Origin of the sequence: Actinotalea fermentans, assembly GCF_007991475.1 — a bacterium.
Lineage (GTDB): Bacteria > Actinomycetota > Actinomycetes > Actinomycetales > Cellulomonadaceae > Actinotalea > Actinotalea fermentans.
On the sequence record NZ_BJYK01000002.1, the window covers coordinates 122,203 to 144,168 of the forward strand.

Below are 21,966 nucleotides of genomic sequence, written 5' to 3' on the forward strand. Positions count from 1 at the left end.
AGCAGGACGCTCGGCGAAGGGCCTGCCAGGATGCACCCCATGCCGCACCACACGATTCCCGCCGAGGCTTGGCGCGCCCTGCGCGACGGCAACGAGCGCTTCGTCGCCGGGACCATGGAGCACCCGTCCCAGGACGCCGACCGCCGGGCCGACGTGCGCACCGGCCAGCAGCCGTTCGCCGTGCTGCTCGGCTGCTCCGACTCCCGCGTCGCGGCCGAGATCATCTTCGACCGCGGCCTCGGGGACCTTTTCGTGGTCCGCACGGCGGGCCACGTCTCGGACGCCACCGTGCTCGGCTCGGTCGAGTACGGCGTCGCGGTCCTCGGCGTCCCGCTCGTCGTCGTCCTCGGGCACGACTCGTGCGGCGCGATCGCCGCGACCCTCGAGTCGATCCGCACGGGCGTGCAGCCCCCCGGGCACATCCGGTCCATCGTGGACCGGGTCCGCCCGAGCGTCGTCGAGCACGTCGACGCCCCCGCGGACGAGGTGCTGACCGAGCACGTGCGCTACACCGTGCGGACGCTCCTGGAGGACTCCGTCGCCGTCCGCGCCGCCGTGGCCGAGGGCCGCTGCGCCGTCGTCGGCACCACCTACGAGCTCGCGGAGGGCCGGGTGCGCGTGGTGGCCGCCCACGGCCCTGTCGACGCCCTCGACGCGCACGTGGAGACGACCGCCCGGCCGGATGGGAGCATCTGATCATGACGGACCCGACGACCGCCCCGCAGCACGGCCAGCCCGCGACCCAGCCGCAGGCCCAGCCCACCAGCCAGCCCACCAGCCAGCCCACCAGCCAGCCCACCAGCCAGCCCACGGCGCGGCCGGGCTTCCGCCTCGAGCGCGACACCATGGGCCACGTCGAGGTGCCCGAGCACGCGCTCTACCGCGCGCAGACCCAGCGCGCCGTCGAGAACTTCCCGATCTCGGGGACGCGGCTCGAGCGCCGGCACATCGAGGCGCTCGCCCGGATCAAGAAGGCCGCGGCCCTCGCCAACGCGCGCCTGGCCGTGCTGCCCGACGACGTCGCCCAGGCGATCGCGGGCGCGGCCGACGAGGTGGCCGCCGGCCAGCACGACGACCACTTCCCCGTCGACGTCTTCCAGACGGGCTCGGGGACGTCGTCGAACATGAACATGAACGAGGTGCTCGCCACGCTCGCGACGAGCCGCCTCGGCCGTGCGGTGCACCCGAACGACCACGTGAACGCCTCGCAGTCGTCCAACGACGTCTTCCCGACGTCGGTGCACGTGGCCGCCTCGCTCGGCGTCGTGCGCGACCTGCTGCCCGCCCTCGAGCACCTGGGCGTCGCCCTGGAGGCCAAGGCGACCGAGTTCGCGACGGCCGTGAAGTCGGGCCGCACCCACCTCATGGACGCCACGCCGGTGACGCTCGGCCAGGAGTTCTCCGGGTACGCGGCCGCGGTGACCTACGGGACCGAGCGGCTCCTCGCCGCCCTCCCGCGCGCGACCGAGGTGCCGCTCGGCGGAACGGCGGTGGGAACGGGCATCAACACGCCCGCCGGCTTCACGTCGACCGTGCTCGAGCTGCTGGGCGCGGAGCTCAACCTGCCGCTCGTCGAGGCGCGCAACCACTTCGAGGCGCAGGGCGCGCGCGACGCGCTCGTCGAGCTCTCCGGCGCGCTGCGCACCATCGCCGTGAGCCTGACGAAGATCTCCAACGACCTGCGCTGGATGGGCTCCGGCCCCAACACGGGCCTGGCCGAGATCGCCCTGCCGGACCTCCAGCCCGGCTCGTCGATCATGCCGGGCAAGGTCAACCCCGTGATCCCCGAGGCCGTGCTCATGGTCTGCTCGCGGGTGGTCGGCAACGACGCGACAGTGGCCTGGGCGGGTGCGAGCGGCTCCTTCGAGCTCAACGTGCAGATCCCGGTCATGGGTCAGGCCCTGCTGGAGTCGATCCGGCTGCTGACCAACGCCAGCCGCCTCCTGGCGGACCGGTGCGTGTCCGGCATCGTCGCGAACGTCGAGCGCGCGCGGGCCTACGCGGAGTCCTCGCCGTCGATCGTCACGCCGCTCAACCGCGTGATCGGCTACGAGGCCGCCGCGAAGGTCGCCAAGCACGCCGTGGCGCGGGGCATCACCGTGCGCGAGGCGGTCGTCGAGCTCGGCTACCTCGAGCGCGGTGAGCTCACCGTCGAGCAGCTGGACACCGCCCTCGACGTGCTGTCGATGACCCGCCCGCCCCAGTAGCCCGCCCGGCCCGCGCTCAGGCCAGGACGAACTCCCGCACGCCCTGCGTGAGCTCGCCGGCCACGTCACCGAGCTCGCCGACGGCGCGGCGCACCTCGGCCGAGCCCGCCACGGCCCGCACCGCGGCGTCGGCGACGTCGGCGACCGAGCCCGCGATCTCCGTCGTGCCGCTCGCGGCCAGGACGAGGTTGCGCTCGACGTCGGAGGTGGTCACCGCCTGCTGCTCGACCACGGCGGCCATCGACGCCTGGTGGACGTCCACCTGAGCGATCGTCTCCGCGATGCGCCCGACCGCCGCGTGCACGTCGGCGGCGTCGGCGCTCACGGCGGCCAGCACGGGCGCGATCGTCTCGATGGCCGCGGCCGTCTGCTGCGCGAGGGCCTTGACCTCGCCGGCGACGACGGCGAACCCGCGGCCCGCCTCGCCCGCCCGCGCCGCCTCGATGGTCGCGTTGAGGGCCAGCAGGTTCGTCTGCTCGGCGATCGACGTGACCGCCTTGAGCACGGCCATGATCTCCGAGGACGAGGCGCCCAGCCGCGACACGACGCCCGCGGCGTCGTGCGTCTCGGCGACGGCCTGGGCGGCCTGCGCCGACGCTGCCGTGACGTCCCGCGCGACGGTCTCGATCGCCGTGCGCATCTGGGTCATCGCCGCGCTGACGGCCTGCACCTGAGTGTCGACGGTGCCGGCGCTGCGCGTCACCGCGCCCGCTCGCTCGCTCGTCTCGTCCGCGGCGACGCCGAGCGTCTCGCTCGACCCGTCGAGCAGCTCCGCCGTCCGCCGCACCGCGTCCGCCCCGGTCGCCATGCGCTCGACGGCGCCGCGCATCCCGGCCACCGCCTCGGCGAGCGCCACGCCCATGACGCCGATCTCGTCGACGCCCTCCGGGTGCACCTCGACGGACAGGTCCCGTTGCGCGACCCGGCGCAGCGTCTCCGTCAGGCGCCCGACGCGCCGCACGATCCGGCCCGAGAGCAGCACGACGGCCGCCGCCGCCAGCACCGTGACGAGGACGCCCACCAGCAGCAGCGTGCGGCCGAGGGAGGCGGAGCCGGCGGCGAGCCGCTCGGGCGCCGCGTTCAGCTCGGCGTCCCAGCCCCAGGCCGCCAGGGTCCAGCCCCACTCCTCGAAACGCGTCAGGTGCACGGCGGCGGCGCCCTGCGGCAGGTCGACCGACAGCTCGGTCTCGTCCCCGTCGCCCAGCCCCGCGGTGGCCTCCATGAGCTGCGCGACGTACGGGGCTCCCGCCGCGTCCACGGCGTCGGCAGCGCTGCCCGAGGCGCCCGGCGGGGGGACGACCCACTCGCCGGCGCCGTCGAGCACGGTGAGGTAGCCCGTCTGCCCGACCGTCACCTCCGCGAGGGCGACGAGCAGCGGCTCGGCCACCTGCGCCTGCGGCACGCCGACGAACACGGCGCCGACGACGTCGCCCGCGGCGTCGGAGATCGGTGCGTACGCCGTCACGTACGGCTGCCCGACCACCTGCGCGGTGCCGTAGAACGGCTGCCCTGCCAGGAGCGCGGCGATCACCGCGTTGGGTGCTCCGTCGGTCCCCACGGCCGGGATGTACGTGCCGATCGCGCGGGCACCGTCGGCGGTCTGCACCGTCGTCCCGATGCGCAGCATGTCGCCGTCGGCGTTCATCCGCTGGAAGACCGTCGCCGCGGACCCGAGCATCGCGGTGATGTCGTCGACGACGGGCGTGGGGACGTCCGTGGCGGCGTTCTGCCCGAGCGAGCTCCCCCCGAGGAGCAGCTCCGGCAGCGTGACGTCGACGACGTCGCCGGTCACCTGGTTCTTCGCCGACCAGGCGCGCGGCGCGCCCGAGGACACGGGACCGGCCTGCGCGACGACGGCGCGGGCGACGTTGAGCTCGGACGCCATGCGGTCGGTCACGGTGGCGACCTGCGTCGCCACGAGCGTGTGGGCCTGGTCGATGACCTCGTGCAGCGACGCCTCGTTCAGCTGCTCGACGTCCTGACCGGTGCGGTCGGCGAGCGCCGACGTCTCGGTCGTCCCGATCACCGTGAGCACCGCCGCGGTCAGCACGACCGCGCCCACGCCGATGGCGACGAGCTGGGCGCGAAGGCTGCCACGCAGACCGCCACGACGACTCCGGTGCGCGCGACCGCGCAGACCCTGGGCCATGGCCCCTCCTCGCGGAGCAGCGGGTCCGAGGGGGCGCGGACCTGGTCGCTGCCCCCTGGCCGCCCGATCGTCCGCCACGTCCACGACGTGAGGCAGTCGTCCGGGTGAGACTTCCGGACGCCCCTGCCCGCGCGGCCCCTCCGGTGGCCGAGAGAGCCCCGACGAGGCCCGCCGCGGCGCCCCGTCCTCAGGCCTCGATGCCCTCCAGCATCTCGGTGACGAGCGCCGCGACCGGGGACCGCTCGGACCGCGTGAGCGTCACGTGGGCGAAGAGCGGGTGGCCCTTGAGCGCCTCGATGACCGCCGCGACGCCGTCGTGCCGGCCCACGCGGAGGTTGTCGCGCTGGGCGACGTCGTGGGTGAGGACCACGCGCGAGTTCTGCCCGATGCGCGACAGCACGGTCAGCAGCACGTTCCGCTCGAGCGACTGCGCCTCGTCGACGATCACGAACGCGTCGTGCAACGAGCGCCCGCGGATGTGCGTCAACGGCAGCACCTCGAGCATGTCGCGGTCGACGACCTCCTCGACGACCTCGCGCGAGACGACGGCACCGAGCGTGTCGAAGACCGCCTCCGCCCAGGGGTTCATCTTCTCGTCCTGGCTGCCGGGCAGGTAGCCGAGCTCCTGGCCGCCGACGGCGTACAGCGGCCGGAACACCATGACCTTGCGGTGCTGGCGCCGCTCCATGACGGCCTCCAGGCCCGCGCACAGGGCGAGCGCGGACTTGCCGGTGCCTGCGCGGCCGCCCAGCGACAGGATCCCGATGGACTCGTCCAGGAGCAGGTCGATCGCGATGCGCTGCTCGGCGCTGCGCCCGTGCACGCCGAAGACGTCCTGGTCGCCGCGGACGAGCCGCACCCGCTTGTCCTCGGTCACCCGCCCGAGCGCCGACCCCCGCGGGGAGTGCACGACGACGCCCGTGTGGCACAGCAGCGGCCCGGGGTCCTGACCGGTGAGGTCCAGGTCGGCGAGCTCCAGCTCCTCGGCCTGCCACAGCTGCGCCATCTGCTCCTCGGCCAGGTGCAGCTCGCTCATCCCGGTCCACCCGGAGTCGACGGCGAGCTCGGCCCGGTACTCCTCGGCGGCGAGGCCGCACGCCGAGGCCTTGATGCGCAAGGGCAGGTCCTTGGAGACGAGCGTGACCTCGCGGCCCTCGTCGGCGAGGTTCTTGGCGACGGCGAGGATCCGGGTGTCGTTGTCCCCCAGGCGGAAGCCCGACGGGAGCACCGAGGCGTCGACGTGGTTGAGCTCGACGCGCAGTGAGCCGCCCGCGTCACCGACGGGCACGGCGTGGTCCAGGCGCCCGTGCTCGACCCGCAGGTCGTCGAGCAGCCGCAGGGCGCTGCGCGCGAAGAAGCCCAGCTCGGCGTGGTGCCGCTTGGCCTCGAGCTCGGTGATGACGACGACGGGGAGCACGACGTCGTGCTCGGCGAAGCGGAGCATGGCCCGCGGGTCGGACAGCAGGACGGAGGTGTCGAGCACGTAGGTACGGGTCACGGTGGCTCCCTCCGGCGGCGGCCCTACGACCGCGCCTGGCCGCTCCGCGCCGATCGGCGCTTGGCGAGGTGGACCCGGTCGACCGGCCCGAGGGCCGGGATCCGGCCCCCCTCCCGGAGCGGACGCTCCATGGGCTGGCCTCCCGAGGGACGACGGGCGTCGTCCGATACGGCGGACGCTACGTCGCGCTCCGGACGCACCGCTGCCGACACGCGGACGCGCCGCGAGTCGTCACGCAGAGTTCACCTGACCGCCGGCAGCTCCCCTGACCGCCGGCGCAGCCCGCGGCACCGCGCGGCGGCCCTGCCCGCCCGACGGCAGGGTCAGCGGCCGAGCCGGCGCTCGCGGGCCGCGTACGACCGCAGCGCCCGCAGGAAGTCGACCCGCCGGAAGTCCGGCCAGTAGGCCTCGCAGAAGTAGAACTCGGTGTGCACGCTCTGCCAGAGCAGGAACCCGCCGAGCCGCTGCTCCCCCGACGTCCGGATCACCAGGTCCGGGTCCGGCTGGCCCTTGGTGTACAGGTGCTCGGCGATGTGCTCGACGGTGACCGTCTCCGCGAGCTCCTCGAGGGTGGTGCCGTTGCCCGCGTGCTCGCGCAGGAGGGAACGGACGGCGTCGGCGATCTCGCGCCGGCCGCCGTAGCCGACGGCGACGTTCACGTGCATGCCCGTGACGTGCGCGGTGCGCTCCTCCGCGGACCGCAGCGCGGCGACGGCGGAGGCCGGCAGCAGGTCGAGCGCGCCGACCACCTGCAGCCGCCAGCGTCCCGTGGCGGCGAGGTCGCCGACGGTGTCGGCGATGATGCCTACGAGCTCGGCGAGCTCCTCAGGCTCCCGCGTGAGGTTGTCGGTGGACAGCATCCACAGGGTGACGACCTCCACGCCGACCTCGTCCGACCAGCGCAGCACCTCGGCGATGTGGTCGGCGCCGCGCCGGTGCCCGCTCGACTTGTCGAGGCCGACGCTGCGGGCCCACCGACGGTTGCCGTCGAGGATGACGCCGATGTGCCGCGGGATCGCACCGGGCGGCAGCGAGGCGGCGAGGCGGCGCTCGTAGAGTCCGTAGAGCGGGTGCGGCAGGCGCATGTGTCGCGGAGTCCCCGGGTCGTGGTGGTCGTGGTGATCTGGTCGTCATGCTGATCAGGCGTCGCAGTCACGGTACCCGCCCGGGACTGGCCACCGGCAGGAGGCCGCGCGCGCGTCCGGATGCAGTAACCTACGGACCCGTAAACCTACGCATCCGTAGGTTCCGCGTGGACCGGGCGGCATGCCGCCGCCCCGCACCTGCTGACACCCCTTCGTGGAGGTCGCGATGACGACGAGCACCGAGCCCAGCCACCACGCGGACGACCACCCCCTGCTGGACGCGGTGAAGCCGCGCCTGCGGGGCTGGATCCACGCCGGCATGGCTCCGCTGGTGCTCGTCGCGGGCATCGTGCTCGTCGCGATCTCCCCGACTGGCCCTGCGCGCGCCGCGAACGTCGTCTTCTGGCTCAGCGCCCTGATGCTCTTCGGCACCAGCGCCGTCTACCACCGCGGACGCTGGTCCCCGCGCGTCGCGGGCGTGCTGCGCCGCATGGACCACACGAACATCTTCCTCATCATCGCCGGCACCTACACGCCGCTGTCGGTGATCCTGCTGGACGCCGCGACGGAGCGGACCCTGCTGGTCATCGTCTGGTCGGGCGCGCTGGCCGGCCTGCTCATGCGGGTGTTCTGGCTCAACGCCCCGCGCTGGCTCTACACGCCGATCTACGTCGCCCTCGGCTGGGTGGCGGTCTGGTTCCTGCCGGAGTTCACCGAGGCGGGCGGCACCGCCATCCTCTGGCTGGTCATCGCCGGCGGCATCGCGTACACCCTCGGCGCCGTGGTGTACGGCCTCAAGCGACCCAACCCGAGCCCCCGGTGGTTCGGGTTCCACGAGATCTTCCACTCGCTCACCGTGGTGGGCTACACGTGCCACTTCGTGGCCGTGACGATCGCGACGGTGACCGTCGCCTGAGGCGCCCGCGGCCGTCCGGTGAGGCGCCGCGCCCGTCAGTCCCGGCGCGGGACGACGTCGTAGCGCCGGTTCGCCAGGGACGGGTTGCGCTCGCGGACCACGGCCACGGCGTCCGCCGACAGGTCGGCCACCGCTGCCGTCCACGGCTGCGACGCGCGGGCCAGCACGACGCCGTCGGGCGCGACCACCAGCGCGTCGCCGGTCACGCCCGGGCCCTGCTGCGCCGCGCCGACCACGTAGCACGTGTTCTCGATCGCACGGGCGCGGGCGAGCGTCTCCCAGTGGTCCGCCTTGTGCTCACCGGCGGCCCACGCGGCCGGCACGAGCAGGACCTCGGCCCCGGCGTCGACCAGCCGCCGCGCGACCTCCGGGAACCGGAGGTCGTAGCAGGTCAGCACCCCGACGACCAGCCCGGCGACGGCCACCACGAGCGGCGGCTGCGCCGGGTCCCCCGCCACCAGCCGGTCGGACTCGCGGTGGCCGAAGGCGTCGTAGAGGTGCACCTTCCGGTAGGCGCCCACCAGCTCCCCCGACGCGATCGCGACGACCACGTTGGCGGCACGCTCCCCCTCGGGCACGGCCGTCCCCGCCACCACGACGACGCCCGTCCTGGTCGCCTCGCGCAGCGCCGTCACGAACGGTCCGGCGAGGGGCTCCGCGAGCGCGCGCCCGACCCCGCGGGGGTCGAACGCCGCGGCGTACTCCGGGAGGACGACGAGGTCGGCGCCGTCCGCGACCGCCGCCTCGACGGCGGCGACCGCGCCGGCGACGTTCTGCGAGCTCAGCGGCGTGCTCCGGGCCGCGACCGCGTGGACGCGCACCGGGCCGGTCAGCCGCGCGACGCGGGCTCGTCCCGGCCGTCGCCCGCCTCGCCGCGCGACGCAGCGGCACCGCCGTCGGCGTCCCGGTAGCGGACGCCGCGCACCTTGCGGGTCATCGACAGGAACAGGGGGATGCACGCGACCACGAGCGCGAAGGTCACGAGGAACCCCGCGATGCCCGGCCCGGTCGCTGCGGCGGGCTCGGGTGAGGGGGTCGGCGTCGCCGCCGCCAGCGCGGCGCCCAGGGCGAGCGCCGTCGCGTGCCAGGTGGTCATCAGTCGTCCTCGATGTGGATGCCCGCGAACAGGTCGTCCTCGGGGAGGTGCACGGGTACGTGCGCGTGGGCGAGCTCGAACTCCTCGACGGGCCACACGCGCGCCTCGAGGTCGCGGGGCACGGCGAAGAAGAAGCCCTCCGGGTCGATCTGCGTGGCGTGCGCGCGCAGGGCGGCGTCGCGCGCCCCGAACCAGGGCGCCACCTGCACGCGCGTCGTGACCTCGCGCTCGGGGATCTCGCGCGCCTCGCGCGACTCGACCCAGTCCCCGTACGGCGAGTCGAGGCCGGCGTCCAGGAGCGCCTCGTGGATGGTGCGGATCTTCCGCAGCGAGAAGTCGTGGTTGTAGTAGAGCTTGCGGGGCTGCCACGGCGTGCCGCCGTCCGGCCCGTGACCGCGGTACCGGTCGGGGTCGCCGGCGGCACCGAACGCCTCGTAGGCCACCTTGTGGCACATCACGTGGTCGGGGTGCGGGTAGCCGCCGCTCGGGTCGTACGTCGTCATGACGTGCGGGCGGAACTCGCGGACCAGCGCGACTAGCGGCGCGGCCGCCTCCTCGAGCGGGACGAGCGCGAAGCAGCCGTCGGGCAACGGGGGCAGCGGGTCGCCCTCGGGCAGGCCAGAGTCCACGAACCCGAGCCAGTGCTGGCGCACCCCGAGCGCGCGGGCCGCGGCCGCCATCTCCCCGCGGCGCACCTCGGCCATCGCCTCGGCGGACGACGGCGGGTCGGGGTAGGAGGGGTTGAGGACGCTGCCCCGCTCGCCGCCGGTGCACGTGACCACGAGGACCTCGACGCCCTCCGCGGCGTAGCGCGCCGTCGTCGCGGCACCCTTGCTCGACTCGTCGTCAGGGTGCGCGTGCACCGCCATCAACCGCAGCCCAGGTCGCTCGACCACGCGGCACTCCTCCCCGGCCCGGTCGGGCCATGGGGACCATCGTGCACGATGCCGCCGACGACGCCCACCACCGACCCCACCAGGGGTCCGCGCACCCGCCGCGGTGCGAGAGGATCAGGGCATCGGCACAGGAGGACGCCCATGACCACCCAGCCCACGCCCGGGCCCGCGGCCACGCCGTCCGGCGCCCCGCTCGCGCCCCCGCCGGGCCGCTACGGGCGGACGACGGCGGGCCCGTCGCGGCGCCTCGTGGTGGTCGCCCTGGCGGCCGCGGGCCTCGCGGGGCTGGCGCTCGCCGTGTGGCTCGGCCTGCGCGTGGGTGTGGTCCCGGTGGACTGGCACGACGTCGGGTTCCGTGTCGAGGGTGACGACCTCATCGAGGTCACCTTCGACGTCACCCGGCCCGACCCGTCGCGTCCGGCGAGCTGCGTGGTGGAGGCGCTCAACGAGGGTCACGCCCAGGTCGGCGTGGTGACCGTCGACGTGGCGCCGTCGGAGGCGACGCGCGTGCGGCTGACGACGCCCCTACGGACGTCGGAGCTCGCCGTCTCGGGCACGGTCCGGTCCTGCCGCCTCACCGACTGAGTGGCTCTGAGCAGCAAGTTTGCTATCATTGTCGTTTCGCAGGCCGGGCCTGGGGATTCGCGCGCTCTCGTGGCGGCGTCAACTCCGGGGCTCGACGCGACCTGACGCGAACCGCCGCGCACGGGTGCGGCGACCCGGCGCGAGACGTACCGCGAGACGTACCCAGGACCAAGGCACGCCCACCAGGACGTGCCGCCCGGCACACCCCGTGCCGGACGACACACCCGCAGGCCGGAGAGGAGAGACCGTGGCCGAGACGACCGCCGCCACCTGGCTGACGCAGGAGGCTCACGACCGCCTGCGCGCCGAGCTCGATCACCTGAAGGGTGAGGGCCGCGCAGAGATCGCCGACCGCATCGAGGCGGCGCGCTCCGAGGGCGACCTCAAGGAGAACGGCGGCTACCACGCCGCCCGCGAGGAGCAGGCCAAGCAGGAGGCCCGCATCCGCCAGCTCGAGGAGCTGCTGCGCAACGCCGTCGTGGGCGAGGCGCCCCCGGACGACGGCGTCGTGGAGCCCGGCATGGTCGTCACCGCGACCGTCGCGGGCGACCGCATGACCTTCCTCGTCGGCTCGCGCGAGGTGGCCGAGGGCACCGGCATGGAGGTCTTCAGCGAGAAGTCCCCGCTGGGCTCGGCCATCGTCGGGCGCTCCGCCGGCGAGACCACCTCGTACACCACGCCCACGGGCGCGACCATCGAGGTCGTCATCCACGACGCGAAGCCGTTCGTGCACTGATCGATTCGTGCACTGACGACGAGCGCGCCACGAACCACGAGCCGGCCGGTCCCCACGGGGGCCGGCCGGTTCGCTGTTCCACCGGCGTGCCGGGCGGGCTCGCGGGGCGGGCCGAGCTCGCCAGTCAGGCCTCGCGCACGCGGAACCCTGCCGCGGTGAGCCGGGCGACCACCTCGGTGCAGTGCGCGGGGCCCCGCGTCTCCACCTGCACCTCGATCTCGACCTCGTCCACGCCGAGGTCGATGGCCGTGCGCACGTGCGAGACGTGCATGACGTTCCCGCCGCTGGCCGCGAGCTCCGCCAGGAGACCGGCGAGTGCCCCGGGCCGGTCGGTGATCCGGACGCGCATCTGCAGGTAGCGGCCCGCGGACGCCAGGCCGTGCCGCACCACCCGCAGGAGCAGCAGCGGGTCGATGTTGCCCCCCGAGAGCACGACGACGGCGGGCGTGGCCACCTGGAGCCCGCCGATCAGCGCCGCGACGCCGGCCGCGCCGGCCGGCTCCACCAGCAGCTTGGACTTCTCCGCGACGTGCAGCAGCGCGCGCGACAGGTCCTCCTCGGACACCGTGCAGACCGGCGCGTGACGCTCGGCGAGCACGGCGAACGGCACGTCACCCGGGCAGCCGACGGCGATGCCGTCCGCCATCGTGCTCATCGCCGTCACCGGCACCGGGTGCCCGGCGGCCAACGACGCCGGCCACGCGGCCGCGCCGGCCGCCTGCACCCCGATGACCTGGACGTCGGTCCCCGCGACCGCCGCCGCGATGCCGGCGGCCAGCCCGCCGCCGCCGACGGGGACGAGGATCGTGCGCACGTCGGGCACCTGGGCCAGGATCTCCAGGCCCACGGTCCCCTGGCCCGCCACCACGTCCGGGTGGTCGAACGGGTGGATGAGGACGGCGCCGGTCTCGTCCGCGAAGGCGCGCGCACGCACCAGCGCGTCGTCGATCGTCACCCCGCCGAGCACCACCTCGGCCCCGTACTCGCTGGTGGCGGCGATCTTGGGCAGGGAGGCGCCGTCGGGCATGAAGACGGTCGCGCGCACCCCCAGCAGGCGGGCGGCGAGCGCCACGCCCTGGGCGTGGTTGCCCGCACTGGCGGCGACGACACCACGGGCCCGCTCGTCCGCGCTCAGCCGGGACATCCGCAGGTACGCGCCGCGGATCTTGAAGGAGCCGGCCCGCTGGAGGTTCTCGCACTTGAGCACCACCCGGCCGCCCGCGAGCGCGGACAGTGCGCTCGACTCGAGCACCGGCGTGCGGTCGACGACGTCGGCGAGCACCGTGGCCGCGGCGGCCACCTCGGCCGGCCCGACCGGGCCGCGCGGACCGGACCGGCTCATTCCGTCTCCTCCTCCGAAACGACGGGAGGCGTGGCACCGGGTTCGCCGTCGAGGTGACGCAGCCACCGGTGCAGGCCCTCGGGATCCGTGCCGAGCTGGGGGAACTTGTCGCGCCCGTGCAGGTGGAGCACCACGGTGTTCAGGGTCGCCACGAACGGGACGGCGAAGAGCGCGCCGACGATGCCGGCGGCCAGCGAGCCGGCCGTGACCGACAGCAGCACGGCCACCGGGTGCAGCGAGACGGCGTGGCCCAGCAGCAGCGGCTGGAGCACGTGGCTCTCGATCTGCTGCACGGCCAGGACGATGGCGAGCATGATCAGCGCCGTCGTCGGGCCCTGGTCCACGAGGGCGACGAGCACCGCGATCGCGCCGGTGGCGATGGCGCCCACGAACGGGATGAAGCTCGCGAGGAACACGAGCACCGCGAGCGGGACGGCCAGCGGCAGGCCCAGGATCAGCGCCCCCAGCCCGATGCCGACGGCGTCGATCAGCGCGACGAGGATCTGCGTCCGCGTGAAGGCGGCGAGGGTCACCAGGCCGCGGCGGCCGGCCTCGTGCACGCGCAGCCGGGACGGCGCCGGCACCAGGCGCACCAGCCAGGCCCAGATGAGCGCGCCGTCCTTGAGGAAGAACAGGGTGGTGAACAGGGCGACGAGCGCGCCCGCGAGCACGTGCCCCACGGTCACCGTGGCCGACACGGCGCCCGAGACCAGCGTGCTGCCGTTCGCGCGCAGCTGGTCGCCGGCCTGGGTCAGGTACCCGTCGAGCTCCTCGCGGTCGAGCTGGAGCGGCCCGTCGGCGAGCGAGTCGAGCAGCTCGGTGAAGCCCGCCTGGGTCTGCGACCACAGGTCCTCGAACCCGTCGATGATCTGCCGCCCGGCCACGGTCACCAGGCCCGCCACGACGACCAGGAGGAGCACGACGGCCGTCGCCGCCGCGGCACCGCGCGGGAACCTCAGGCGCTGCTGCAGCGCGTTGACCAGGGGCGTGAGCAGCACGGTGAGCAGCAGCGCCACGACCACCGGGACCCACAGCACCTTGGACACGGCGAGCAGCAGCACGACCACGCCGATGACGCCCAGGATGAGCAGCACCCGCCAGGACCACGCCGCGGCGGCCCGCACGGACGCGGGTACGGGGTGCCCGGTCTCGCCAGGGAGCCCGCCGCTCACGCGAGGGCCTGACCGAGGTCGGCGACCAGGTCGGCGACGTCCTCGAGCCCGACCGACAGCCGGACCAGGTCGGCGGGCACCTCGAGCGCCGAGCCCGCGACCGACGCGTGCGTCATCCGCCCCGGGTGCTCGATGAGCGACTCGACGCCGCCCAGCGACTCGGCGAGGGTGAAGACCCGGGTGCGCGCGCAGACGGCCAGGGCGGCCTCCTCGCTCGTCGTCCGGAACGCCACCATGCCGCCGAAGCCGCGCATCTGGCGCGCGGCGAGCTCGTGCCCGGGGTGGCTCGGCAGGCCGGGGTAGATGACCTCGGTGACCGCGGAGTGGTCCTCCAGGAACCGGGCGACGGCGAGCGCGCTCGCGCAGTGCCGGTCCATCCGCACCGCGAGGGTCTTGAGGCCGCGCAGCGTCAGCCACGCGTCGAACGGCCCGGCGATCGCCCCCGACGCGTTCTGGTGGAAGGCGACGGCGTCCCGCACCGACGTCGTGCCCGTGGGCCCCTCCAGGCCGACCGGCAGCTGCGCGCCGTCGGCCACCACCAGCGCCCCGCCGACGACGTCGCTGTGCCCGCCGACGTACTTCGTCGTGGAGTGCACGACGACGTCGGCCCCGAGCGCGAGCGGCTGCTGCAGGTACGGCGTCGCGAAGGTGTTGTCCACGGCGAGGACGGCGCCCGCGGCGCGCGCCAGGGCGGAGATCGCCGCGATGTCGCTGACGGTCAGGAGCGGGTTCGTCGGGGTCTCGACCCAGACCAGCCGCGTCCGGCCCGGCTGGATGGCCTCGGCGACGGCGTCCAGGTCCGACAGGTCCACGGGCGTGTGCTCGATCCCCCACGGCCCGAAGACGCGCGCGATGAGCCGGTAGGTGCCGCCGTAGGCGTCGTTCGGCACGACGACGTGGTCGCCCGGTCGTAGCGCCGCGCGCAGCAGGGTGTCCTCGGCGGCGAGCCCCGACGCGAACGCGAAGCCCGCGGCGCCCCCCTCGACCGACGCGAGCGCCTCCTCGAGGGCCGCGCGGGTCGGGTTCGCCGACCGCGAGTACTCGTACCCGCCGCGCAGGCCGCCGACGCCGTCCTGCTTGTAGGTGGAGACCTGGTAGATGGCCGGCACGACGGCGCCCGTCGCGGCGTCCGGGTCGGAGCCGACGTGGATGGCGCGCGTGGCGAAGCCCGCGGCCGTCCAGTCGTGCTCGGTCAGCGCGGGCTCGATGTGCGCGGGCTCGGTGTGCGCGTCCTGCGCGCCGGGGCTCTCGTGGATGTCGCTCACGCGCTCAGGCTAGAGGCACTCGCGCCCGGGCGGCCCCCCGAGCCTGCGCGCGGTCCGGGGTGCGGAGCGAGCGTGGGAACACCCCACCCGCCACCGGGTGTTGGACGGGGTGCGTGCCACCCAAGGAGGCCCCATGTCCCGCACCCAGATGGTGACCCCCGACCGCGCCCTGACCGGCCGCGCGTCCTCCCCGTTCGTCGTCCCCGCCACGCACGCCGTGCTGGGCACCCCGCTCGCCGGGCCCTGGCCCGAGGGCACCGAGGTCATCGGCCTCGCGCTCGGCTGCTTCTGGGGCGCGGAGAAGGAGTTCTGGCAGACGCCGGGCGTCGTCGCGACGGCGGCCGGCTACCAGGGCGGCTACACCGCCTACCCCACGTACGAGGAGGTCTGCACGGGCCTGACCGGCCACGCCGAGACGGTGCTGGTCGCCTACGACCCCCAGGTGCTGCCCACGACCGAGCTGCTCGCGACGTTCTGGATGCTGCACGACCCCACCCAGGGCTACCGGCAGGGCAACGACGTCGGCACGCAGTACCGGTCGGCGATCTACGTCACGACGCCCGAGCAGGAGGCGGCCGCCCACGCCACCCGTGAGCTGTACGCCGCCGAGCTCGCGCGGCACGGCTACGGGGCCGTCACGACCGAGATCCGGCCGGCGGACGGCGAGCCCGGGCCGGACGCGGCCGGCCCGTTCTACTACGCCGAGGCCTACCACCAGCAGTACCTGCACAAGGTCCCGCACGGCTACTGCCCGGTGCACTCCACCGGCGTCGCCTGCCCGCTGCCCACCGCCTGACGACCCGGCCGACGACCCGGCCGACGACGCGCGCGAACCCGGCTGACGACCCGCCGGGAGGATGACCCGGTCATCCTCCCGGCGTAGTCGCACGCCCGCCGAAGATCGGCCGCGCGGGCGTCCCGCTCCTCCCCCGCCGCGACCTAGCGTCGTCGGCGTCAGAAGGAGGAGACCCATGATCGAGGCCATCGGCCTGACCAAGCGGTACGGCTCGACGACCGCCCTGGACCACGCGACCTTCACCGTCGCGCCGGGCCAGGTCACCGGCTTCCTCGGCCCGAACGGTGCCGGGAAGTCCACGACGATGCGCATGGTGGTCGGCCTGGACCGGCCCACCGCCGGCACCGTCACCGTCAACGGCAAGCCCTACGCCGAGCACGCCGCCCCTCTGCACGAGGTCGGCGTCCTGCTCGACGCCAAGGCGGTCCACCGCGGCCGCTCGGCCCGCAGCCACCTGCGCGCGCTGGCCGCCACGCACGGCATCGGCCGGGCCCGCGTCGAGGAGGTGATCGACCTCACCGGGCTCGGCTCGGTCGCTAACAAGCGGGTCGGCGGCTTCTCGCTCGGCATGGGCCAGCGGCTCGGCGTCGCGGCGGCGCTGCTCGGCGACCCGCAGACCCTCATCCTCGACGAGCCGGTCAACGGGCTCGACCCCGAGGGCGTCCTGTGGATCCGCACCCTCGTCCGCTACCTCGCCGCGCAGGGCCGCACCGTGTTCCTGTCCTCGCACCTCATGAGCGAGATGGCCCAGACGGCGGACCACATCATCGTGCTCGGCCGCGGCCGTGTCATCGCGGACGCACCCGTGAGCGAGATCCTGCGCCGGGCCGCGGGCTCGATGGTGCGCGTCCGCACGCCCGACGCCGCCGCGCTCGCCGAGGCGCTGCGCGCGCCCGACGTCGAGGTCGCGTCCGTCGAGTCAGGGCTGCTGGAGGTCACGGGGACGACCGCCCCCGCCATCGGCGAGGCGGCCGCCCGCGCCGGCGTCGTCCTGCACGAGCTCACCCCGCTCACCGGCTCCCTCGAGGACGCCTACCTGCAGCTCACCGCCGACGACGTCGAGTACCACTCCGGCGGCCTGCCAGGCCCCGCCGTCAACGGTGTCCCCGCCCACGCAGCCCCCGCACCCATGGAAGGAGCGGCCCGATGACCGCCGCCACGCTCGACCCGAGCGGCTCCGTCGCCGCCGTGCCCGGCCGGAGCGCCGCCCGACCCGTCCGGGGCCTCACGTTCCCGGGCGTCCTGCGGTCGGAGTGGATCAAGACCTGGAGCCTGCGCTCCACGGTCTGGTCGCTCGGCATCGCGATCGTCCTGATGACCGGCACGACGGCACTCGTGGCCTGGGGCGGCAGCACCGACCCGGTGGCCGGCGAGCTCTCCGCCGCCGAGCTCATCGGCCCGGGCGGCTACTTCGCGCAGCTGGTCCTCGCCGTCCTCGGCGTGCTGACCATCACGGGCGAGTACTCCACTGGCCAGATCCGCTCCACCGTCGTCGCGGTGCCGCGCCGGATCCCGGCGCTGGCGGCCAAGGCGATCGTCCTCGCGGTCGTCGCGGCGCTCACCACCCTCGTCGGCGTCGTGACCGCCACGATCGCCGGGATGCCGTTCCACGACGGGCTCGGCGTCACGCTCGACCTGTCCGACGGCGAGACGCTGCGGCTGCTCGGCGGCATGCCGCTCTACGTCGCCGGCATCGCCCTCCTCGGCTTCGCGATCGGCGCCCTCGTGCGCAGCTCGCCGGGCGCGCTCGGCATCGTGCTGGGTCTGCTCCTCGTCGTCGAGCAGGTCGTGGCCGCGATCCCGCTGGCCTTCTTCGACCGCCTCGAGCCGCTGCTGCCCTCCAACGCGGGCAGCCGGCTCGTCATGACCCAGGCGAACGTCGACGCGCTGAACGCGGCCTCCGTCGGGGTCGACCTCGGCCCGTGGCAGGGCTTCGGGGTCCTGCTGACCTGGGTCGCCGTCCTCCTGGTGCTCGCCGCCGTGCTCCTGCGTAGGAGGGACGCCTGAGCATGACGGTGCACGGGGCGCCGGGCCCGCGCGACCGCTCCACGAGCGGCGCCGCGGGCCCGGCGACCCGGTGTCCCGCCGCGGACCGGAGCCCCATGGCCCCGCTCGCCGCGTCAGGCGTCGAGCGCCTCGAGGCGGGCGAGACTGAGCTCCCAGCCCTCGCGGTGGCCCTGGGCGTCGTCGGCGTCCGCGAGGCCCGTGTGGACCAGCACGAGCCGGGTCCCACCCTCGGGCGTCGGGCTCAGCTCGACGCGCACCGCGCTCACGACGTCCGACGTCGTCCAGCGCCAGGTGAAGGCGACCACGCGGCCGGGGACGAGCTCGGTGTACTCGCCCTCGGCGACGAAGCGACCTTCGCCCATGTCGACGCGGTACCGCCCGCCGACCCTGGCCTCCGCCTCGACGTCGAGCGCCAGGTCCGGGTTGGGGCAGAACCAGCGGCGCAGGACCGCCGGGTCGGTCCACGCCGCGAAGACGCGCTCGGGCGGGGCGGCCAGGGTGCGCTCGACGCGTGCCTGCGGCACGCGCGCCCGGTCGGCCTGCGCTCCGGTCGGGGCTCCGGTCATGTGTCCTCCTCCAGGACGTGCTCGAGCCGGTCGATGGCTGCGTGCCAGAAGGCGGTCGTCTCCGCGACCCAGGCGGCGACGTCGTCGAGGGCTGCGGGCTCGAGCGAGCACACGACGGTGCGGCCGACCTTGCTGCGCCGCACGAGACCCGCGTCCACCAGCACCGTCAGGTGCTTGCTGAACGCCGGCAGCGACATGGGGTACGGCCGGGCGAGCGTGCCGACGGTGGCGTCACCACGCGCGAGCCGCTCGACGACGGCGCGGCGCGTGGGGTCGGCCAGCGCTCCGAGCGTGTCATCCAACGGCATGGAGATACTTAACCAGACGGTTAAGTATCTCGCCAGAGTGAGAGGCTGACCCCCGTGAGTGCACGGTCGACGCGAGGGCGTGCCGCCGCCGACGCCACGGTCGGACCGGCCGTCGCCCAGGCGGGGCCGCCGCCCGCCGCACCCGCCGCCCCGACGACCGCCCCCGAAGCCGCGCCGTTCACCGAGCTGTCCGCGCGCCGCCTGGGCCCGGTCCGCCGCTACTTCGTCCGGCACCCGGTCGCCATGGACGTGCTGGTCATGGCCGTCTTCGTGGCGCCGGCGCTGCTCGGCGCGGTCGCCGACGCACAGCCCGCGAACGACAGCTTCGTCACCAGCTACCTCGCGCTCACGGTCGCGGCGACCGCCCTGCTGTTCTGGCGCCGCCGCCGCCCGCTCCTCGTCGCCGCGGGCGAGACCTTCCTCTTCTGCGCGAGCGTCTTCCTCACCGGCGGCGCCACGACGACGGAGATGGCCGTCGCCTTCACGATCTACGCCGTCGCCGCCGCGCGCCCCCTCTGGGTCGCCTGGTGCACGCTGGCCGCGACGCTGGCCGCGACCGCGGGCGCCATCTACCTCGTCCCCACCTTCGACGGCACGATGGCGGGGCGCACCAGCGCCTTCGCCGAGTCCGACCGCGTCGCGTCGGTGGTCGCCCTCGCCATCACCTTCCTCGTCGCGCTCGCCATCGGCATCAGCGTGCGCAACCGCCGCCTGCACGTCGCCGACCTCGTCGAGCGCGCCAACGCGCTCGCCCGCGACCGGGACCAGCAGGCGCAGCTGGCGCGGGCGGCCGAGCGCTCGCGCATCGCGCGCGAGATGCACGACGTCGTCGCGCACAGCCTGTCCGTGATGATCGCGCTGGCCGACGGCGCCGGCGTCGCCCTCGAGCGCTCCCCCGACCGGGCACGCGCGGCGCTCGACGAGCTGTCCGGCACCGGGCGCGCCGCCCTGGCCGACATGCGCCGCGTCCTCGGGGTGCTCGACACCGACCCCGACGCCGACGCGGCCGACGCCGCGCCCCTCGTCCCGCAGCCGGGGTCCGACCTGGACGAGCTCGTCGAGCGGTTCCGTACGGCCGGGCTGCCCGTGCGCGCGGTCCTCGACGCGCGCCTGCCCGAGGACGCCAACCTGCGGCTGGCCGTCTACCGGATCGTGCAGGAGGCGCTGACCAACACCCTGCGGCACGCGCCCGGCACCCAGGCGGTGGAGGTCGGCGTGCACCGGCACCCGGCCGCCGTCGAGGTGACGGTGCTCGACCACGGCGCAACCCTCGCCGTCCCGCCGTCGCCGGGAACCGGCCGCGGTCTCATCGGCATGCGCGAGCGCGCGGCCCTCTACGGCGGCACCGTCGAGGCGGGTCCCGCCGCGGGCGGCTGGCGCGTGCACGCATCGATCCCCTGGCCCCAGGAGGCGTCATGACCACGACAGTCCTGCTCGTCGACGACCAGGCCCTGCTGCGCATGGGCTTCCGGCTCGTGCTCGAGGGCGAGACCGACCTGGAGGTGGTCGGCGAGGCGGCAGACGGGCGCAGCGCGCTGGACCAGGTGGTCGCGCTGCGGCCGGACGTGGTGCTCATGGACGTCCGGATGCCCGGGATGAACGGCATCGACGCGACCGAGCGCATCGTCGCCGAGCACCCCGGCACGCGTGTCCTCATCCTCACGACGTTCGACCTGGACGAGTACGCGTTCGCGGCGCTGCGCGCGGGCGCGAGCGGCTTCCTGCTCAAGGACGCCAAGCCCGCCGAGCTCGTGGCGGCCATCCGCTCGGTCGCCTCGGGCGACGCCGTCGTCTCCCCGCGCGTCACGCGGCGCATGCTCGAGATGTTCGCGGACCGGCTGCCCGCCGACGCCGCGGGTGCGGACGCCGAGGCGGGCGGTGTGGACCCGCGGCTCGCCGAGCTCACCGCGCGCGAGCGCGAGGTGCTCGGCGCGGTCGCCGAGGGGCTGTCGAACGCCGAGATCGCCGAGCGGATGTTCCTGTCGGAGGCCACGGTCAAGACCCACGTCGGCCGCATCCTGGCCAAGCTCGGGGTGCGCGACCGCGTCCAGGCGGTCGTCCTGTGCTACCAGGCCGGTCTCGTCGGCCCCGGGCTGCACTGACGTCTGCGCTGCACTGACGTCCGGGCTGCACTGACGTCTGCGCGCCCCGGCACGGGTCCCGGCCCCCGTGCCCGGCATCCCCCTATCCTTGGGGGCGGCCCCGCGGTACGAGCGCCACCGCACCGTCCGAGCCGATCAAGGTGAATCATGTCCGACATCTCCACGCCCGAGGGCGGTGCGCTGCCGACCGCCGAGGGAACGAGCAGCGTTCGCGAGCCCCTCGTCCCCGACCTGTTCGCGGCCGACCCCTCTGCCCACGTCTTCGACGGGCGCCTGTACGTCTACGTGTCCCACGACCAGGACGCCGGCCTGCCCTTCGACGACGAGGGCGGCCACTTCGGTGGCATGGTCGACTACCACCTGCTGACCTGGGACGCGCCCGACGGCGCGGCTCGTGACCTGGGGCCGCTGCTGCACGTCGACGACGTCCCGTGGGCCGCCGGTCACATGTGGGCACCCGACGCCGCAGCCGCGAACGGCAAGTACTACCTGTTCTTCCCGGCGAAGGACCCCGACGGGGTCTTCCGCATCGGCGTCGCGATCGCCGACCACCCGGAGGGTCCGTTCGTCGCCGAGCCCGAGCCCATCGCCGGGACGTACTCGATGGACCCGACGGCGTTCGCCGACGACGACGGCACCCACTACCTGTTCTGGGGCGGGCTCTGGGGCGGCCAGCTCCAGCGTTACCGCGACGACGTCGCCGACCCGGCGAACGGCGTCCCGGCGGTCGGCGAGCCCGCACTCGGCCCGCGCGTCGCGCGGCTGACGCCGGAGCTCACCGCCCTCGCCGAGCCCTCGCGCGAGGTCGTCATCGTCGACGAGGACGGTGAGCCGCTCACGGAGGGTGACCCGCGCCGCTTCTTCGAGGGCTGCTGGGTGCACAAGTACGACGGCCGTTACTACCTGTCCTGGTCGACCGGCGACAGCCACCTCATCTGCTACGGGACCGCCGACGACCTCTACGGCCCCTACACCTACCGCGGCGTCGTGCTGACGCCCGTCGTGGGGTGGACGACGCAGCACTCCATCGTGGAGGCGGCCGGCCGCTGGTGGCTCTTCTACCACGACGCCCTCGCGTCGGGCGGGGTGCACCACATGCGGTCGGTGAAGGTGGCACCGCTGGACTACACCGCGGACGGCGAGATCGTCACGATCGAGCCCTGACGGACGAGCACCGAGGGCCGTGGGTGGTGCCACCACCCACGGCCCTCGTGCGTGTGCCGAGCTCGTGCGTGTGCCG

At 74.7% G+C, this 21,966-nt stretch carries 22 protein-coding genes; 11 read left to right on the forward strand and 11 right to left on the reverse strand.

Annotated features, from left to right (window positions below):
* Nucleotides 1-39: 39 nt before the first annotated feature.
* Together AFE02nite_RS06995 and AFE02nite_RS07000 are read left to right on the forward strand one after the other, a co-directional pair.
* On the forward strand, nucleotides 40-696 hold the full coding sequence (locus tag AFE02nite_RS06995) for a carbonic anhydrase (protein ID WP_146819333.1): 657 nt from the start codon (nucleotides 40-42) through the stop codon (nucleotides 694-696).
* A 2-nt stretch (nucleotides 697-698) separates the two neighbouring features.
* Nucleotides 699-2,207, forward strand: coding sequence for an aspartate ammonia-lyase (locus AFE02nite_RS07000; RefSeq protein ID WP_146819334.1), 1,509 nt, complete (start codon nucleotides 699-701; stop codon nucleotides 2,205-2,207).
* Nucleotides 2,208-2,223: 16 nt separating this feature from the next.
* Here the strand turns inward: AFE02nite_RS07000 and AFE02nite_RS07005 are convergent, their stop codons facing one another.
* The 3 genes from AFE02nite_RS07005 to AFE02nite_RS07015 all read right to left on the reverse strand — a co-directional run bounded on the left by AFE02nite_RS07005 (nucleotide 2,224) and on the right by AFE02nite_RS07015 (nucleotide 6,939).
* The gene (locus tag AFE02nite_RS07005) at nucleotides 2,224-4,356 is read right to left on the reverse strand and encodes a methyl-accepting chemotaxis protein (RefSeq protein ID WP_052113741.1); all 2,133 of its coding nucleotides are present in this window, start codon (nucleotides 4,354-4,356) and stop codon (nucleotides 2,224-2,226) included.
* A gap of 187 nt (nucleotides 4,357-4,543) precedes the next feature.
* A complete protein-coding gene (locus tag AFE02nite_RS07010) occupies nucleotides 4,544-5,800 on the reverse strand; it encodes a PhoH family protein (protein ID WP_261765524.1) in 1,257 nt (418 codons plus the stop codon).
* 377 nt (nucleotides 5,801-6,177) lie between these two features.
* Nucleotides 6,178-6,939, reverse strand: coding sequence for an isoprenyl transferase (locus AFE02nite_RS07015; protein ID WP_034246827.1), 762 nt, complete (start codon nucleotides 6,937-6,939; stop codon nucleotides 6,178-6,180).
* A gap of 226 nt (nucleotides 6,940-7,165) precedes the next feature.
* On the opposite strand from AFE02nite_RS07015, the gene trhA reads away from it, so the two are divergent.
* Nucleotides 7,166-7,855: a PAQR family membrane homeostasis protein TrhA gene (trhA, locus tag AFE02nite_RS07020; protein ID WP_034246830.1), complete on the forward strand. Its 690-nt coding sequence runs from the start codon at nucleotides 7,166-7,168 to the stop codon at nucleotides 7,853-7,855.
* Between the two features lie 35 nt (nucleotides 7,856-7,890).
* On the opposite strand, the gene AFE02nite_RS07025 is transcribed toward trhA, so the two are convergent.
* Genes AFE02nite_RS07025 through mca form a run of 3 tightly spaced genes read right to left on the reverse strand, consistent with a single transcriptional unit; the run spans nucleotide 7,891 to nucleotide 9,820 of the window.
* Nucleotides 7,891-8,676 carry a nitrilase-related carbon-nitrogen hydrolase gene (locus tag AFE02nite_RS07025; protein ID WP_052113743.1) on the reverse strand — a complete coding sequence of 262 codons (786 nt, stop codon included), beginning with the start codon at nucleotides 8,674-8,676 and terminating at the stop codon, nucleotides 7,891-7,893.
* Nucleotides 8,677-8,684: 8 nt separating this feature from the next.
* Nucleotides 8,685-8,951 (reverse strand): hypothetical protein, encoded by a 267-nt coding sequence (locus AFE02nite_RS07030; protein ID WP_052113671.1) that lies wholly within the window; start codon nucleotides 8,949-8,951, stop codon nucleotides 8,685-8,687.
* Nucleotides 8,951-9,820, reverse strand: a complete 870-nt coding sequence (gene mca / locus AFE02nite_RS07035) for a mycothiol conjugate amidase Mca (RefSeq protein ID WP_034246090.1) — start codon at nucleotides 9,818-9,820, stop codon at nucleotides 8,951-8,953. Before mca ends, AFE02nite_RS07030 begins: the two co-directional genes overlap by 1 nt.
* A gap of 168 nt (nucleotides 9,821-9,988) precedes the next feature.
* Between mca and AFE02nite_RS07040 the strand changes: the two genes are divergently transcribed.
* On the forward strand, nucleotides 9,989-10,432 hold the full coding sequence (locus tag AFE02nite_RS07040) for a DUF4307 domain-containing protein (RefSeq protein ID WP_034246088.1): 444 nt from the start codon (nucleotides 9,989-9,991) through the stop codon (nucleotides 10,430-10,432).
* 247 nt (nucleotides 10,433-10,679) lie between these two features.
* Nucleotides 10,680-11,168: a transcription elongation factor GreA gene (greA, locus tag AFE02nite_RS07045; protein ID WP_034246086.1), complete on the forward strand. Its 489-nt coding sequence runs from the start codon at nucleotides 10,680-10,682 to the stop codon at nucleotides 11,166-11,168.
* A 124-nt stretch (nucleotides 11,169-11,292) separates the two neighbouring features.
* Here the strand turns inward: greA and ilvA are convergent, their stop codons facing one another.
* The 3 genes from ilvA to AFE02nite_RS07060 are packed head-to-tail and all read right to left on the reverse strand — an operon-like array spanning nucleotide 11,293 to nucleotide 14,878.
* Entirely contained in the window at nucleotides 11,293-12,510 is a 1,218-nt protein-coding gene (ilvA, locus tag AFE02nite_RS07050; RefSeq protein WP_034246083.1) for a threonine ammonia-lyase, read from the reverse strand.
* Complete coding sequence (locus AFE02nite_RS07055; protein ID WP_052113670.1) at nucleotides 12,507-13,682, reverse strand: AI-2E family transporter; 1,176 nt, start codon at nucleotides 13,680-13,682, stop codon at nucleotides 12,507-12,509. The genes ilvA and AFE02nite_RS07055 overlap by 4 nt, the downstream gene beginning before the upstream one ends.
* Complete coding sequence (locus tag AFE02nite_RS07060) at nucleotides 13,679-14,878, reverse strand: cystathionine gamma-synthase (RefSeq protein ID WP_034246100.1); 1,200 nt, start codon at nucleotides 14,876-14,878, stop codon at nucleotides 13,679-13,681. Before AFE02nite_RS07060 ends, AFE02nite_RS07055 begins: the two co-directional genes overlap by 4 nt.
* Nucleotides 14,879-15,080: 202 nt before the next feature.
* Between AFE02nite_RS07060 and msrA the strand changes: the two genes are divergently transcribed.
* The 3 genes from msrA (at nucleotide 15,081) to AFE02nite_RS07075 (ending at nucleotide 17,750) form a co-directional block, all read left to right on the forward strand.
* Nucleotides 15,081-15,743 carry a peptide-methionine (S)-S-oxide reductase MsrA gene (gene msrA / locus AFE02nite_RS07065; protein WP_034246081.1) on the forward strand — a complete coding sequence of 221 codons (663 nt, stop codon included), beginning with the start codon at nucleotides 15,081-15,083 and terminating at the stop codon, nucleotides 15,741-15,743.
* A 175-nt stretch (nucleotides 15,744-15,918) separates the two neighbouring features.
* Entirely contained in the window at nucleotides 15,919-16,893 is a 975-nt protein-coding gene (locus AFE02nite_RS07070; RefSeq protein WP_034246078.1) for an ABC transporter ATP-binding protein, read from the forward strand.
* On the forward strand, nucleotides 16,890-17,750 hold the full coding sequence (locus tag AFE02nite_RS07075) for an ABC transporter permease subunit (RefSeq protein WP_034246076.1): 861 nt from the start codon (nucleotides 16,890-16,892) through the stop codon (nucleotides 17,748-17,750). Before AFE02nite_RS07070 ends, AFE02nite_RS07075 begins: the two co-directional genes overlap by 4 nt.
* 113 nt (nucleotides 17,751-17,863) lie before the next feature.
* Here AFE02nite_RS07075 and AFE02nite_RS07080 read toward each other — a convergent pair whose 3' ends face one another.
* The gene (locus AFE02nite_RS07080; protein ID WP_052113669.1) at nucleotides 17,864-18,316 is read right to left on the reverse strand and encodes an SRPBCC family protein; all 453 of its coding nucleotides are present in this window, start codon (nucleotides 18,314-18,316) and stop codon (nucleotides 17,864-17,866) included.
* A complete protein-coding gene (locus AFE02nite_RS07085) occupies nucleotides 18,313-18,624 on the reverse strand; it encodes an ArsR/SmtB family transcription factor (RefSeq protein WP_034246075.1) in 312 nt (103 codons plus the stop codon). The genes AFE02nite_RS07080 and AFE02nite_RS07085 overlap by 4 nt, the downstream gene beginning before the upstream one ends.
* 54 nt (nucleotides 18,625-18,678) lie before the next feature.
* Between AFE02nite_RS07085 and AFE02nite_RS07090 the strand changes: the two genes are divergently transcribed.
* From AFE02nite_RS07090 to AFE02nite_RS07100, 3 genes are all read left to right on the forward strand, one after another.
* The gene (locus AFE02nite_RS07090) at nucleotides 18,679-20,043 is read left to right on the forward strand and encodes a sensor histidine kinase (RefSeq protein ID WP_052113668.1); all 1,365 of its coding nucleotides are present in this window, start codon (nucleotides 18,679-18,681) and stop codon (nucleotides 20,041-20,043) included.
* Nucleotides 20,040-20,726 carry a response regulator gene (locus AFE02nite_RS07095; protein WP_034246073.1) on the forward strand — a complete coding sequence of 229 codons (687 nt, stop codon included), beginning with the start codon at nucleotides 20,040-20,042 and terminating at the stop codon, nucleotides 20,724-20,726. The genes AFE02nite_RS07090 and AFE02nite_RS07095 overlap by 4 nt, the downstream gene beginning before the upstream one ends.
* A gap of 147 nt (nucleotides 20,727-20,873) precedes the next feature.
* Nucleotides 20,874-21,890, forward strand: a complete 1,017-nt coding sequence (locus AFE02nite_RS07100; RefSeq protein WP_052113667.1) for a glycoside hydrolase family 43 protein — start codon at nucleotides 20,874-20,876, stop codon at nucleotides 21,888-21,890.
* The last annotated feature ends 76 nt before the right edge of the window (nucleotides 21,891-21,966 follow it).